Raw genomic sequence first — 14,851 nt, 5'->3', positions numbered from 1 at the left:
CAAAGCCCGTGGAGCAAAATCCTGCAGCCGCAAGCCATTGATCAAACTGTAGCAGCCATCCGCCATCAGCGTGCCCGGAATCACCGTTCGTGCGGATTCTGGCGCTCATACGGTGTGCCTGGCCGTCCGCCGTCGCGGCGGAACAGCAGGGTACGCACGAGGAACAACGGGTTGCCCACGACATAGCGAATGAACAAACGCTTCGGCTCGCGCAACAGCCGGTACAGCCACTCCCCACCCAACCGCCGCAACCACTCGGGCGCCCGGCTGACCTTGCCGCCGAGAAAATCCAGGATCGCGCCACCGCACACGATCAGGCACGGCCCCCCAGCGGCCGCCAGCCTTGCCGCCACAACCTCCTGCCTGGGCATTCCCATGCCCAGCACGATCAGCTCAGGTTGCGACTCCCTGGCCAGTTGCAGGTAGGTATCGACGCTGGCAAAGCCATCGTGGACCGACACCGGCACCACCCCGAACGTGGCTGTGCTGCGCTGCACGGCCTGGTCCAGGTAAGGCTGTCGGGTGCCCCAGAACGCAACCCGCCGCCCGCGGTAGGCAGCCAGAAGCCGAGGAATGAAGTCGGTGCCATTCATGTTGAGCCCTGGCTCAAGCCCCAGCCGACGATACAGGATCGCCAGGCCGGAACCGTCGCGCAGCAGCACGCCGGCCGCCGACAATGCCTGGTAGCAGGCGCCATCACGAACCACCAGGTTCATTGCATGGGCATTGACGAAACCCAGCACGGTCGTGGCTTCCGGGGCGCTGAGCCTGTCCAGCAGGCGCTGCGCGGCAGTGGCATCCGGCACCACTTCGAGCTTGCCGACAAGGGTGTTCCAGCGTTCTTGCCAATGAGCCATCAGTCTTCATCCCGTTTCGAACGTACCCATTCAACCTGTCGCTTGATCAGGAACCGCAAATACAAGGGGAGCTTCCTTGCAGCGTAGAACGGCGCGTACAGCAGCACGGAGAACGGGATCAGTTCGCGACAGAAACGCGCCCAGGCCACTGCGACGGCAAGGCCGAGCAAGGCCAGCGCGCAAAGGGCGATCCACGCAGGTGCCGCCAGGCCGAACAGCAGGTACGCCAGCCAGGCCACCAGGTTTAGGCCGAGCAAGGCCAGCACCAGCAACGCCAGCGGCGGCACCAGCAGGTCCAGGGTCATGGCCAGCAAGCTGCCGTTACGCTGGGTGATTGCCGCCAGCGCACGCTTGGGCGCATCGGCCAGCATCAGGCTCAGGTGCCCATGTTCCCAGCGGGTGCGCTGGCTGCCCAGGCCTTGCTGGCTGGCAGGGAAACGGCTGCTGACCACGGCCTCGGGGCAGAACACTGGCGGCTTGCCCTGCTGGCACAGGTCCAGGCCCAGCTTCACATCCTCCACCAGGTGCCCGTTGGCCAGGTCGATCAAGGCCAGGTCACGCCAGCCGAATGCCATGCCGGCGCCCATCAGCTGGCATGGCAGGCCCAGCCGCGCCCAACCACGCGGGCGCACCAGGTTCTTGACCCGCCAGGCGAACTCGGCAACCTGCACTGTCAACCCAGCCCCTGCCGGTGCGTACATCAGGTACAGCGCCTGCACCGGGCGAGCGACTTCTCGGTAGCGCCGCGCCAGGCGCTCGATCGCCCCCTCGCCGACCTGGCAGTCGGCATCCACCACGATCACCACCTCGGGCGGCTGGTTGGCCAGGTGGCGCACGCCGAAGTCCAAGGCGTAGCCCTTGCCGCGCAACCGTGCATCGTGGCGCTCCACCACTTCGGCACCCGCCTCGCGCGCCAGTTGCGCGGTGTCGTCAGTGCAGTTGTCCGCCACCACCAGCAAGCGGTCGCCAGGCCGCAACTGCGGGGCAATGCTCGCCAGCGTGGCACCAATTATCGAAGCCTCGTCGTGAGCTGGCACCAGCACTGCCACCTGCGGACGGGCGGTGTTGCCCATCGGCTGCGCGCGTGCAGGCAGGCAGGCCATCAGCACCTGCACCAACAGCAGCAGCACCGGCAACAGGACGATGGCCGCCAGCATGCCCAGTAGCCAAGCCAATACACTCATCATGCGGATGCCTTGAAATAGCTGGCCAGCCTGGCCGCCTCGGTATCGATGTCATGCCGTTGCAGGACACGCTGGCGTGCCGCCTCGCCCATGCGCTGCAGCACTTCGGCAGGTTGTGCCAGGCAATCGGCCATGGCCGCTGCCAGCTCGTCCACGGCGCCGGCAGGGAACAACCAGCCGTTTTCGCCCGGCCGCACCAGCTCGGGAATGCCTGCCACATAGGTGGTCAGCACTGGCCTGCGCAAGGCCATCGCCTCCATGATCACCACCGGCAAACCCTCGGCAAAGCTGGGCAGCACCAGCGCACGCGCCGCCAGGATTTCCTCGCGCACCTGTGCGCTGCTGATCCAGCCGGTGATGCGCACCTGCTGCTGCAAGCCATGCCGTGCAATCAACGCCTCGACCTGGCCACGCATTTCACCGTCGCCGGCCAGCACCAGTTCGAAGGCGATCGACCGGGCGGCCAGTACTCGCGCGGCCTCGAGCAGCAGCAGCTGGCCTTTCTGTTCGCACAGGCGGCCGACGCACACCAGGCGCGGCGCCGTGGGCACGCCAACCGGCGCCACCTCATGGAAACTGCGCTCGAGGCCGCAATGCACTACCTTCACCTTGGCCCAGTGGTCGTGTGCCACCCAGCGAAACAACTGGCTGCGCCCGTACGAGCTGACCGCCGCGACAAATGCGGCACGCCGCACCTTCTCGCCCATGTGCAGAAACTGCGGCTTGTCGAACTCCTCCGGCCCGTGCACGGTAAAGCTGTAGGCCGGCCCGCCCAGCACATTGGCCAGCATCACCACCTCGGTGGAATTGGTGCCGAAATGTGCATGCACATGTCTTGCCTCGCCAGCCTGCAACCATTGCAGTACCTGGCAGGCCTCGGCCAGGTAGACCAGGTGGTAGGGCCAGGCGCGGTCGGCCCGCAAGCCAACGCGCATGGCCAGCTGCAGCGCCTGGAAAAACCGGCGCGGCTGTGCCCGCAGCACTTGCCAGGCCGGTGCCAGCAAACCCTTGATGCCACGCTGCAGCACATAGCGGGTCTTGGCCCGTTCGCTCGCGTCGTCGGCATCCTGCAACTCGGCGTCCCACCCGCGCAGGGCAATACGCTGCACCTCTACCCCCTGGCGCTCCAGCGCCAGGATCTCGCGGCGGATGAAACTGTGGCTGACCTTCGGGTACTGGTTTATGAAGTAAGCAATGCGCATAGAAATCCAGATCAAGACCCGCGTAGTGAACATTCAGACCTGCCGCGGCAGGGCTGGCGATTACTTCAGGCTGTCGACTACCGGCGGCCGGCGCCCCGCCGATGGCACCTCGTCAGATGCATCCCCCTGTTCCCCTTGTAGCCCAAGGTTGTGACCGCTGCCTGGCAACACGGCCTGCAAGCGGGCGAAAACATCGTCGAGCAGCACTTGGCGGCGGCGGTACATTGCCCGTTTCTTCGCCGGAATATCCTGTTCCGCCCGCTGTACAGCAGCCAGCGGAAGGGCGAAGAAGTCAGCATGGTTCGATGCAGTAGCGCCGTGCTCCAGCCAGATCACATCATAATTGGCCGCCAGGTCGTGGCCTTTGTCGTTGCCAAAATACGTGTGCCGATGGTGGCGGCAGGCGTCACTGACGGCATACAGGTGCGCCACGCCCAGGGTCCTGGCCAGGCACTTCAATGCCTCGATCAGCAGGCTGCGAGGGCGCAACCCTTCGAAGTCCTTGGTCAGGTCGCGGTAGATGGCCAGTGAGGTTTCGCTGTCGATCCCCTTGTGGATGCCCTGCACGGCACCGATGAACAGGCAAAGCTCGCCCTGGCTGCGGCATAGGCTGAACGCCAGGGATGCCACGCGCAAGTCGCTCTGGAACAGGTTCAATACCAACTCGCCTTCGCGCTTGAACCAGATCGGCCGGTCCAAAACCAGACGACAACCCGGCGAATGGCTGGACAGCTCGCACAGCGTCAGGCTTTCGTCCCGCCCCAGCAGCAACAGCGCCGGAAACTGCCCGGCCAGCACTTCGAAGTGCGAAGCCACCACCTCCAGGCGCTGCGGGGCTTCCCAGCATTTGCTGAGATAAGGCCACTGCACGACACCGATGCAATCCACCCCTAGCCGCTGCAAGCCTTGCTGGCCCAACGCCGCCGTCATGCGCTGCAGAAAGGCATTCAGTTCAGGCCATTGCCTGGCAATCTGCAGCGCCAACCTGCACTTGTTGTTCAGCGCCCGCAACGAGTAGCCCGGTTGCAAGGTAAACACGCTTTTGACGATCGTGCCGAGCATCATGGGCCTCTCTCACTTGTACTCGATCAACGTCGATTTGCCGGCCGCGATGCGGTGGCGCAGGAACTTCAGTTGCCCGAGCATTTCCGGGAACTTGCCCAATACCAGAAACACCGCCTGTAGCCAGTTCTCCCTCACCGACTTGCCACCACGGCGGGCCAGGCGTACGGCCTGCAGCGGGTAGACCGCCAGCAACAGCAGGCCCCAGCCGCCCAGCAGCAGGCACGCCAGCACGATCACCACGGGGATGCCCAGACCCCACAGCCAAGCGCGGCGCGATTCGCGCAACCAGTGCCGCTCGGGCGGCTGACCATGCAGGTAAGCCCCTTCGGCATAGGCGTGGCCAGCGCGCAGACTACGCCGCCACCACTGGCTGAAACGGGTCATGCCGGCGTCGTGCAGGGTCATCTCGGCGTCCAGGCGCCAGACTTTCCAGCCCTTTGCCCGCAGGCGCACGCACAGCTCGGGCTCCTCTCCGGCAATCAGCTCGGGGCGAAAGCCGCCGACGGCGGCAAAGGCATCTGCTCGCATCAGGGCATCGCCACCACACGCCTTGGCCTCGCCAATGGGGGTGTCCCACTCCAGGTCACACAACAGGTTGTACACCGACCGCTGGGGGAAGCGCTCGCGTCGGCGGCCACACACCACGGCCACGTCGGGATGGTCGTCGAGAAACGCCTGCGCCGCGGCCAGCCAGCCGCCATCCACCTCGCAATCGCCATCGACGAACTGCACCCGTTGCAGCGACGGCAACCGCCGTTGCAAGGCGAAAAAGCCTTCGTTGCGCGCGCGTGCGGCAGTGAACGGGGTGTCCATGTCCAGCGCCAATACCTCTACCCCCAGGCTGCGGGCCAGGTGCGGTGAACCATCGGTAGAGCCGGAGTCGACGTACATGATCTTGTCGGTACCCTGTAGCAGCGAACGCAGGCAACGCTCCAGGCGCAGGCCTTCGTTGCGGCCAATCACCACCACACCGATGCCGCTCGCCATGGGCCTCACTCGACGGGCGCCGTGGCGGCCGGTTGCCTGGCCTTGATGATGGCCGGCACCCCCACCGCCAGCGAATTGTCCGGCACATCCACCAGCACCACGGCGTTGGCACCGATGATCACGTCGTTGCCGATACGGATGCTACCCAGCACCTTGGCCCCGGTGCCGATATCGACGTTGTTGCCGAACACTGGTGCAATCGGCTCATCGACGTTCTTCAGGCCCACCACTACCCCGTTGCGGATGCGGCAGTCATCGCCAAACCGGGCATAGCCGCTGACTACGATGCCGCCAAAATGGTCGATGACGAAGTTGCGGCCGATCACCACCTCGCACGGCAGCTCCACACCCGTGATGATCTGCACGAACTTGAACAGGACCTTGTAGATGAGCGAAAACAGTTTTCGCAGCAGTGCCGGGCGCACCCCATAGCGCCAGCGGCCGAAGCGGTACACCAGCAATACCCAGAAGCCCTGGGCGCCCCAGTCGCCACCATGGGCACGCAGGTCGGCACGTATATTCTCGAACATGGCTCCACCTACCTTGTCGGTTGGCTGGCGTACCGGGTCTTGAACAACAGAGACCAGGTCGCCCGGCAGTGACGCCAGCAGGCCTGTATTGCGCCCCGACCGCGTCGTTTCAACAGCGCCTTGAGTGCCAGTACCAGGTCGCCCAAGGTGACCAGCAGCATGTGCAGGGCAAGGCCCGCCAGCCCATGATGCTTGCGGAAGTACAGCAGCTCGCTTTCGATCTGGTATGACGAGATCTGCCGGCTGGCCGCCTCCAGTTCGGCCACCGATTTGGAGCTTTCCCCTCCGATGTGCACCACCGTGGTATGCGGGTAGAACACCACCTTCCAGCCTGCAGCCTTCACCCGCTTGCAGTGGTCGACCTCCTCGTAATAAAGAAAGTAGCGCGGGTCGAACAGGCCCACCTGGTCGAGCACTTCGCGGCGCACCAGGTAGAAGCAGCCAGGCAGCCAGTCGCACTCGCGGACCGAAGCGTGGTCCCAATCCATTTCGTCGACCATTTTCAAGCCCGGGAAGAAACGCCCCAACCCGGTACGCCCGACGAACACGTTGAACGGTGTGGGGAAGTAGCGGCAACTGGGCTGCAGGGCGCCGTCGCGTCCCTCCAGGCGTACCCCCAGCACACCGCACTCCGGGTGGGCTTCCATGTAGTCGAGGGTTTTCTGCAGTGAATCGGCGGCGACAAAGGCGTCGGTGTTCAGCAGCAAGGCGTACTTGCCCTTCAGGTGCGCCAGCAACTGGTTGTTGGCCCGGCCGAACCCCACGTTCTGCTTGTTGCTCAGCAGCAGCGCCTGCGGGCATACCTCGGCCATGCGCTGCAGCGAGTCATCGGCCGAGGCATTGTCCACCACAAGGTAGCTGGCCAGCCGTTCGCTGTCGGCCCGACGCAGTGCATCGAACATCGGCTGCAGCAGCCCGGCCGTGTTGAAGTTGACCACCATGACGTCCACAGGTTTGCTAGCCATTGTTGCCGTCCCCGAAGAAATACTGGCGCCTTTGCGCCATCAGCTGCGGCTCCAGTTGCGGGTCGTAGGCTCCATTGCGCTGCTTGACCAGGTCGATCCATGGGTAGGCTTCGCAACGTGCCTCAACCCGCTTGATCAACGCCTCGGTGGTGCATATGAACTCTGCAGGGTTGCCACCGAACACCGTGCCCGGCGGCACATCCTTGGTCACCACGGCACCGGCGGCCACGATCGACTCAGGCCCGATGGTGACGCGAGGCATGACGATTGCACCGTGGCCGATGAAGCAGTTGTCCTTGATGTCGATGAAACCGACCGAATCCAGGTGCTTGCCGAAGCGATGTTCGATCAGCAATACCACCCCGTCATGACCGATCAGGGTGCAATCGGACAGCCCCACACTGTTGCCGATGCGAACCAGCGAAGGGTCGAGGAACTTGCAGCCTGTATTGACATAGAAGTTGCTGCCTACCGAGTGGAAGTTGCCCCAACGGGCAAGGTAGGCCCCCCACTCAAGCCCCGAAGGCTTGCAGAACCTCCTGTAGAAGGAGCTTCCTCGCCCCGTTGCATGGACATAGTGCGCCACTGCCTTGCGTATCCATCCCTTCATTCTGCCAGCCTCGCAATCAAAGCCATCTGGACTGTCCCTGAGGCGCATCCGGTCTCGTTCTTGTGGGTGCTGACCGTCGCGCACTCAACCCGTTTACAACATGCATCACCCCACGGCGTCGCTGGCCGCGCTCAGCCTGGCATCGAGGTGGTCGGCCAGGCGTACCGCAAACTGCAGCAGCGGCATGGTCGGATTGCAAGCGCCGCCCGTGGCAAAGATGCTGCTGCCGGCGACATAAAGATTTTCGGTACCGAACACCTTGCAGTTGGTATCGACAACACCAAACTGCGCCGAAGACGCCATGCGCGTGGTACCCATGTGATGGGCATGTGGCGACAGCTTCAGCGGTATCGAGGTGTTGTAAACGAAGTCATTGAGCTTGATGTAGCCCAGGTCCATGGCAGCCCACTGCTTGGCCAGCTCGCTTCCGATGCACTTGACGGTGTGCCGGTCATCAGCGGTCAGGGCCCAGTTGACATTGACCTTGGCCACGCCCAGTGCGTCCTTCTCCTCCAGCAGCGAAATGCGGCTGTGCAGGTTGGGAAACTGCTCGATCATGGTGCTGATGACGCCATCACCGGGGCAGTTGAACTTGGCCACGAAGGCGATCTTGCTGGCTACTCCCATGTCGCAGGCCAGGTTCTCCAGAAAATGCTTCACCTCGGCAGTACGACCATAGGTTTGCACATCAGCCAGCAAGGCGGCCCTGACGTTGCCCTTGCCTGCCTTGTACTCCTCAACGAAGGCATCGGTGGTGTAGTACTCGCGCGGGTCAGGGGCCAGCCCCGAGTTGAGGATGAAGGTGCCCAGGTCAATGTTCAGATGCTCCATGAAACACCCGCCGACCAGCCCGTCCTTGCTCACTATCCCCGCCGCCGCCAACGACTCGCTGTTGAGCAGTTGCCGGGCATTCTCGATGGCACCTGTAGCGAGTACGAAGTTTCTTGCAACCAGGCGCTGGCGATTGCACTCGTAATCGGAAAGCACGACTGCAGCCAGGTGACCGGAGGCCTGGTCGAACTCCAGGTTCACGCAATTGCAGTTGATGAATACGTCCAGGCCCTGGGTCTGCTCCAGGGCCGTGGCGTACTTCTGCGCAAAGCGCGTTGGCGGGCTGAGCAGAAAGCGGTCCGGTTCGAAGTCACCGCCGTCGAGGCCATCATTCAACGCGCGAAAGTTTGCCCCTGGCGGCAGGTCGACGATATCCATGGCAGCAGGCAGGTAGCCTGCGATCTCCGAATAAGGAATGGGCCAGCCAGGCAAGCCGCCAATGGGGGGAACTGCGAAGTCCGAGGGGCTGAACGGCCGGCAACGGCCGGCCCAATGGTTGGATGTGCCGCCCAGGTAACGCAGGCGAGCTTCCCCGGCATACAGCTCCAGGCCAGTGGATGCACAGGCGTACAAGGCTTGCGAGTTCGCCGAGTACTCGCGCCCGCCACCTTCGGCAAGCAGGACGCTCCAGCCGGCGGCGGCCAGGCGCAGGCCCAGGGTGATACCGGCCGGGCCGGCGCCGATGATGCAGACATCGTAACTGTCGCGCAGCGCCTTCTGCTGCTGATAGTCCCTGATCATGCGTGCTCGTTCCGGAAGTAACGGGACGGCAGTACCCAGCCGTTGATCACCACGAACCCAGGCCTGCCAGCAGGTTGGCTGGCGACGGCTGGCGTAGCAGCGAACACCACACCACCTACACCCAGCAAGACACAACTCTGGAGAAACCCCCTACGACCCAATTGCGCAGTACAAAACGTAAGTTTCCCCATGATCCAATGACCTGCACCTTAGAAAGTTTCACCCGACAAGCCGAATTACAGCCAGTTGAAAAAGGCTGTCAGCAGCGCCCCGCAAAGCGCCCCGACCAGTAGCATCGGCAGTACCACCAGCTCACGCCTCAGGCTGAACATATCCAGCTTGCGATTCACGTACACGATCAACACAAGGGTTGGCACGGTATGCAGGGCAACCCCCCAGATCGCCCAGTCAACGCCACCGATCGCCAGCAACAGTGGCAGCCCCCCCCACAACGAGACCAGGCGGATGATGTTATCCATGGCCTGGTACTTGGTCAGGCCCAGGGCAATCCACACCTGATGAGCCAAGGTATAGCGCAATGTGAGGAACGACAGCGAAAGAATGGCCATCATCGGGCCAGCTTCACGGTAGCGATCGTCGTACAGCCAACCGATCAGCAACGGGCTGGCGGTCAGGAAGCCGCCACAGATGAACAGCACCAGCAGGTCGACCAGCAGGCGGAAGCGGTAATACAGCGCCTTGAGGCGCTCCTTGTCATCGGCCCGTGCCGCTTCGCTGAAGGCGGGCAGCGCCACCGCGCCGAAAACCTTCATCAGCGCGGTCTGCACGGCACCCAGGATCAACACGGCAATCGAGTACACACCCAGTTGTGCCGCCGTCATGCTGGCGCCAAACCACATGCGATCACCGTACATGGCCAGCACGCCGACCATCGACGACAACAGGATCCAGCGGCCGAACACGATCAGTTCGGTCAGCGCGCTGCGGTCCCACTGCAGGCGGTTGTCATGCCCCTCCAGGGCGGTGTGACCGAGCAGGGTCCAGGCCACGGCAGACACCAGGCCGGCGATCACCAGTGCCCACACTGAATGGGTCAGGTAGCCCAGCACCAGCATCACCACCAGGCCGACCGCCTGCGAGGCCAGGTCCACCAGCACCACGCGCTTCTGTTGGAAAGTCCGTACCGCGACATCTATCTTGGTGGACTGGAAGCCCCAGATCACCGCCGACAGCCCGGTTGCCGCCAGCACCATCGGCAACACCGGTGCGGCATAGGTGGAGTCCGCCGGCCACAGCTCGGCGAGCTGGGCGAACCAGGCCCCCAAGGCCAGCAGCAAGGTCAGGGCAAACAGCACGAAGCCGCGGATGATCTGCACGGTCCATGCAGTATTGAGAAAGTCCGGGTCGTCACCGCGATGGCTCTGGATGATGTTCTGCCGCAGGCCGACATCGGACAGTAGATGCAGGAGTACCGAAACGGTGGTGGCGATGACCATCACCCCGAACATTTCCGGCAGCAGCAAGCGGGCCATTATCAGGTTGCCGCCAAGGCGCATCACCTGTGACGCCACTTGTGCAACCAGGTTCCATGACCCGGCCCTCAGGGCCCGCTTGCGCAGGCTCGCGGTGGCAGACACATCAATCGACGGCATGAGAGCAATCTCTGACTGACTGGCTAAAAGGTCACTATAGTTTCAATCAGCCACGACGCTAGCCGTTGCCCACCGATGCAAAGGTGCACATAGCCAATGCCTGAACATTTTCGTGCGTTGATCGTCATCCTTTTTCTGGCGAGCGTGGTCTTCCTGCTGGCGCGGCGGCCTGCCACCGACCTGATTCCGCTGAGCGACTTCAAGCGCCGACGCAACCTGTGGTTCCTGCTTACCCTGCTGGCCTTCTTCTCGCACAGCTTCTGGCTGTACCTGGGTGCTGGCGCCGTCATCCTGTACATCGCCGGGCGCCGCGAACACAACCCCATGGCGCTGTTCTACATGCTGCTGTTCCTGATCCCGCCAGCTTCGGTGCAGGTGCCCGGGTTTGGCGTGGTCAATTACCTGGTAGACATCAATCATATCCGCCTGCTGACCCTGTGCGTGCTGTTGCCGGCGGCGCTGGCCCTGCGCCGGCAAGGCGACACCCTGCGCTTCGGCCGCACCTGGCCCGACAGGCTGTTGGCGGCCGGCCTGCTGCTGATGAGCGTGCTGTACCTGCGCGAGACCACCCTGACCGACACCCTGCGCCAGACGCTGTACCTGTTTGTCGACGTGTTACTGCCGTATTACGTGGCCAGCCGTGGCCTGCGCCAGATCAGCGATTTCAAGGACACCCTGCTGGCCTTCGTGCTTGCCTCATTCGTTCTGGCCCTGATCGGCGTGGCCGAGTACGTGCGCCACTGGCTGCTGTACAGTGCCCTGGTCGACGCCATGGGCGTGCCGTGGAGCATGTCCGGCTACCTGAGCCGTGGCGGTTCGCTGCGCGCCAGCGTCACCACCGGGCAGGCGATTGCCCTGGGCTATGTGATGAGCGTGGCCATCGGCCTGTTCCTGTTCGTCCAGGGTTACGTGCGCCGCCCCCTGCAGCGGGCCCTGGGCGCCCTGCTGCTGGCCGCAGGGCTGTTCGCGCCACTGTCCCGCGGCCCGTGGATCGGTGCCGTGGTCATCGTGGTGGTGTTCATCGCCCTGGGCAAAGGTGCGGTCAGGCGCCTGGCGCTGCTCGCTGCGGCCGGCATGCTGGCCCTGCCCTTGCTGACCATCGTGCCCGGTGGCGACAAGGTACTGGACATGCTGCCGTTCATTGGCAACCTCGAGAAAGAGAACATCACTTACCGCGAACGGCTGATGGACAACTCGTGGATCGTCATCCAGCGCAACCCGTTGTTCGGCTCGTTCGACTTCCGCAACACCCCGGAAATGCAATCGATGATCCAGGGTGACGGCATCATCGACATCGTCAACACCTACATAAACCTGGCACTGCGGGTCGGGCTGGTCGGGCTGGGCCTGTTCGTGGCGTTCTTCGCTGCCGTACTGCACGGTATCCGCAAGGCCATGCGCAGTTTCCCCGACAAGGACGACGAGCGACGCCAGCTCGGCCGGGCATTGCTGGCGACACTGATCGGCATCCTGGTGATCATCTTCACCGTCAGCAGCATCACCTTCATCCCGGTGGTGTACTGGACTGTCGCCGGACTGGGCGTGGCCTATGTCCAGATGGTTCGCAAGCTGCACAACAGCCAGGCCATCGCGCTGGCCGACCCCGCCCTTCAACCCAGGTGACACCTATGAACCTGCTCCCCCTGCGCCGCTGGGGTTTTCAAACCCTGCTGCGGGTTTCGGCCATCGCCGGGCTGGCCTCACTGCCGCTCGCCGGCTGGGCCTCAGCGTGGCAAGTCAGTGTCGATGAACAGAACGGCCTGCCCTTGGTGACCCGCGGTGGTGGGCCAGTGATGAAAGCCAAGTTCGACTTCTGGGCGGCCAACTGGAGCTGGACCGGTTTTTCCACCACGTTCAAGGTAGTCGGCCCCGACCACTACATGCTGCAGGGCAAGAACAAGGAACTGGACTTCGATCTGGCGGCGGATATCCGCAAGGAGCAGGCGCAAACCCTGGGCTGGGCCTTCGACCTCGAGGCCCACAGCCGCCAGGCCGGAGTAATGGGCGGTGGCATGGTGTTCGAGTTCGACCCTGCGCAAATTGCCGGGGGCATGGGTGCACCGCAGCTGCTGCCCGGCAACCGTGGCTGGTCATGGGGCAAGGCTGACCAGGGCCGCCGCATCGAAATGCGCTTCGACCCGCCGCTGGCCAAGGTGTATTTCGAGCGCGGCAACCCGTCCGAACTGCGTGCGTTCATTTACAGCGACCCGATCAACGCTGGTCGGCAGCAGATCAAGGCGGTGCTGAACATCACCGGCGACATCGACCTGGGGCCCACGCCCAGCGAACGCTTCGGCCTGGCCGACCCCGCCGGTTGGCCCGACGACCAACTGGACTGGCGCACCTCGCCCGTGGACCTGTCATTCCTCAACGCCCCGGAAAAGCCTGCCGGCAAGCATGGCTTCGTCAAGGCTGTCGGCGAGCAGCTGATGTTCGAAAACAACACCCCAGTGCGCTTCTGGGGCACCAACCTGTCCGCCTATTCGCTGTTCAAGAGCCCCGACGAAGAAATCCGCCAACAGGCCAAGCGCCTGTCGGCACTGGGGTTCAACCTGGTGCGTTTGCATCACCACGACTCGCCCTGGGTCAGCCCGAACGTGTTCGGCGACGGCACCCTGGTGCGCGATACCCAGCAGCTCAGTGCCGAATCGCTGCGCAAGCTCGACTTGTGGATCAAGGCGCTCAAGGACGAGGGCATCTATATCTGGCTGGACCTGCACGTGCAGCGGGCGCTTACTGCCAATGACAATATCGATGACTTCAAGGAGCTGGCCAAGGGTGAGAGCCATGTCGACCTGAAGGGTTACGCCTATGTGAACCGAAGCATCCAACAGGCGATGAAACGCTTTGCCGAGCAGTACCTGACTCATGTGAATGAATACACCGGCCTGGCTTACAAGGACGACCCCGCCATCGCTGCCGTGCTGCTCACCAATGAGAACGACCTCACCCAGCATTACGGTAACGCCCTGATGCCGAACAAGGATGTGCCGCGCCATAGCGAGCGCTACATGGAAGCGGCCAAAGCCTTCGCCAAACAATATGACCTGCCCACCGACCTCACCTGGCGCGCCTGGGAGCATGGCCCTTCGAAGCTTTTTCTCAACGACCTGGAACAGCGCTTCAACACCGACATGATCACTCACCTGCGCGGCCTCGGCGTGAAAGTGCCGATCGCCACCACCAGTACCTGGGGCGGCAATGGCCTGAGCGCGCTGCCGGCACTGACCACAGGCGATGTCATCGATGCCCATGGCTACGGTGCCAATGGCCAACTGGAGAAGAACCCGTTGACCAGCGACGGCGTGATCGACTGGCTCGCTGCCGCCCAGGTAGTCGGCAAGCCGCTGACCGTCACCGAGTGGAACGCCGAACCCTTCCCGCTACCCGACCGCCACTCGCTGCCGCTGTACGTGGCCGGCACCGCCGCCCATCAGGGCTGGGACGCCATGATGCAGTACGCTTACAGCCAGCAGGCCTTCAACCCTGGCTGGCGCACGGCGGATAACTGGCACGCGTACAACGACCCGGCGATGATCGCCACCCTGCCCGCTGCCGCCCTGCTCTATCGCCGTGCGGATGTGAAGCCGGCCACTACCCGATACGTGTTCGCGCCGACGCCCGCCACCCTGTACAACCAGGAGATCACCCCGCGCAACTCGCCACTGCTGCGCACGGCCATGGAAAAGGGCCAACTGCAGATCGCCCTGCCACAGACGCCGGAGTTACCCTGGCTGAAACCCGCCGCCATCCCTGCCGGTGCGCAGGTACTGCAGGACCCGGAGCAGTCCTTGCTGCCGGCCGACGCCACGGAAGCGGTCAGCGATACGGGTGAACTCAAGCGCAACTGGCAACAGGGCATCTATACCATCGATACACCGCTGACCCAGGCCGCCACCGGATGGCTGGGAGGTCGCTTGATCAGCCTGGGCGCCATCCAGGTGCAAGCACGAACGCCGTACGCCAGCGTCGTGCTGCAAAGCCTGGACGGCAAGCCCCTGGGCCAGTCGCGTGAACTGCTGCTGTCGCTGGGTACCCGGGCCGTGCCCAAGGCCGATGACAAGACACCGTTCAACGTAGAGCCGTTTGCCGGCACCTTGAACATCAAGGCGCCTGCTGGCCTGAAGCTGTTCGCCCGGGATGCACAGGCACAGTTGAAACCCTTGCCGATGGCTTACCAGGATGGACGCTACAGCATCACGTTCGACGGCAAGTACATGTCCAACTGGCTGTTCTTGAAATAGGGCATATGGCCATCTACCCTCA

The 14,851-nt window shown here is 63.5% G+C and carries 12 protein-coding genes; 2 read left to right on the top strand and 10 right to left on the bottom strand.

Going from position 1 to position 14,851, the window contains the following annotated elements; all coding sequences use genetic code 11:
• Positions 1 to 80: 80 nt before the first annotated feature.
• The 10 genes from WM94_RS17865 to WM94_RS17820 form a co-directional block, all read right to left on the bottom strand.
• A complete protein-coding gene (locus WM94_RS17865) occupies positions 81 to 857 on the bottom strand; it encodes a WecB/TagA/CpsF family glycosyltransferase (RefSeq protein WP_061551830.1) in 777 nt (258 codons plus the stop codon).
• Entirely contained in the window at positions 857 to 2,044 is a 1,188-nt protein-coding gene (locus tag WM94_RS17860; RefSeq protein ID WP_061551829.1) for a glycosyltransferase family 2 protein, read from the bottom strand. The genes WM94_RS17865 and WM94_RS17860 overlap by 1 nt, the downstream gene beginning before the upstream one ends.
• Positions 2,041 to 3,243, bottom strand: a complete 1,203-nt coding sequence (locus WM94_RS17855) for a glycosyltransferase (RefSeq protein WP_061551828.1) — start codon at positions 3,241 to 3,243, stop codon at positions 2,041 to 2,043. The genes WM94_RS17860 and WM94_RS17855 overlap by 4 nt, the downstream gene beginning before the upstream one ends.
• A 60-nt stretch (positions 3,244 to 3,303) precedes the next feature.
• On the bottom strand, positions 3,304 to 4,308 hold the full coding sequence (locus tag WM94_RS17850) for a VirK/YbjX family protein (RefSeq protein ID WP_061551827.1): 1,005 nt from the start codon (positions 4,306 to 4,308) through the stop codon (positions 3,304 to 3,306).
• Between the two features lie 9 nt (positions 4,309 to 4,317).
• Positions 4,318 to 5,295, bottom strand: coding sequence for a glycosyltransferase family 2 protein (locus WM94_RS17845; protein WP_061551826.1), 978 nt, complete (start codon positions 5,293 to 5,295; stop codon positions 4,318 to 4,320).
• A gap of 5 nt (positions 5,296 to 5,300) precedes the next feature.
• Positions 5,301 to 5,825 carry a serine O-acetyltransferase gene (locus tag WM94_RS17840; RefSeq protein WP_013972705.1) on the bottom strand — a complete coding sequence of 175 codons (525 nt, stop codon included), beginning with the start codon at positions 5,823 to 5,825 and terminating at the stop codon, positions 5,301 to 5,303.
• An 8-nt stretch (positions 5,826 to 5,833) separates the two neighbouring features.
• The gene (locus WM94_RS17835; RefSeq protein WP_061551825.1) at positions 5,834 to 6,790 is read right to left on the bottom strand and encodes a glycosyltransferase family 2 protein; all 957 of its coding nucleotides are present in this window, start codon (positions 6,788 to 6,790) and stop codon (positions 5,834 to 5,836) included.
• On the bottom strand, positions 6,783 to 7,400 hold the full coding sequence (locus WM94_RS17830; protein WP_024087161.1) for an acyltransferase: 618 nt from the start codon (positions 7,398 to 7,400) through the stop codon (positions 6,783 to 6,785). The genes WM94_RS17835 and WM94_RS17830 overlap by 8 nt, the downstream gene beginning before the upstream one ends.
• A 105-nt stretch (positions 7,401 to 7,505) precedes the next feature.
• Positions 7,506 to 8,972, bottom strand: coding sequence for an FAD-dependent oxidoreductase (locus tag WM94_RS17825; protein ID WP_061551824.1), 1,467 nt, complete (start codon positions 8,970 to 8,972; stop codon positions 7,506 to 7,508).
• Positions 8,973 to 9,208: 236 nt separating this feature from the next.
• On the bottom strand, positions 9,209 to 10,585 hold the full coding sequence (locus WM94_RS17820; RefSeq protein ID WP_061551823.1) for an oligosaccharide flippase family protein: 1,377 nt from the start codon (positions 10,583 to 10,585) through the stop codon (positions 9,209 to 9,211).
• 96 nt (positions 10,586 to 10,681) lie between these two features.
• Between WM94_RS17820 and WM94_RS17815 the strand changes: the two genes are divergently transcribed.
• Together WM94_RS17815 and WM94_RS17810 are read left to right on the top strand one after the other, a co-directional pair.
• Positions 10,682 to 12,208 carry an O-antigen ligase family protein gene (locus WM94_RS17815; protein ID WP_061551822.1) on the top strand — a complete coding sequence of 509 codons (1,527 nt, stop codon included), beginning with the start codon at positions 10,682 to 10,684 and terminating at the stop codon, positions 12,206 to 12,208.
• A gap of 5 nt (positions 12,209 to 12,213) precedes the next feature.
• A complete protein-coding gene (locus WM94_RS17810; protein ID WP_061551821.1) occupies positions 12,214 to 14,829 on the top strand; it encodes a cellulase family glycosylhydrolase in 2,616 nt (871 codons plus the stop codon).
• Positions 14,830 to 14,851 lie beyond the last annotated feature (22 nt).

It is taken from the genome of Pseudomonas sp. ABFPK (assembly GCF_001586765.1).
Taxonomy (GTDB): Bacteria; Pseudomonadota; Gammaproteobacteria; order Pseudomonadales; family Pseudomonadaceae; genus Aquipseudomonas; species Aquipseudomonas asiatica.
The sequence above is the reverse complement of the archived record's forward strand: the minus strand, read 5'-3'. Positions and strand labels throughout refer to the sequence as shown.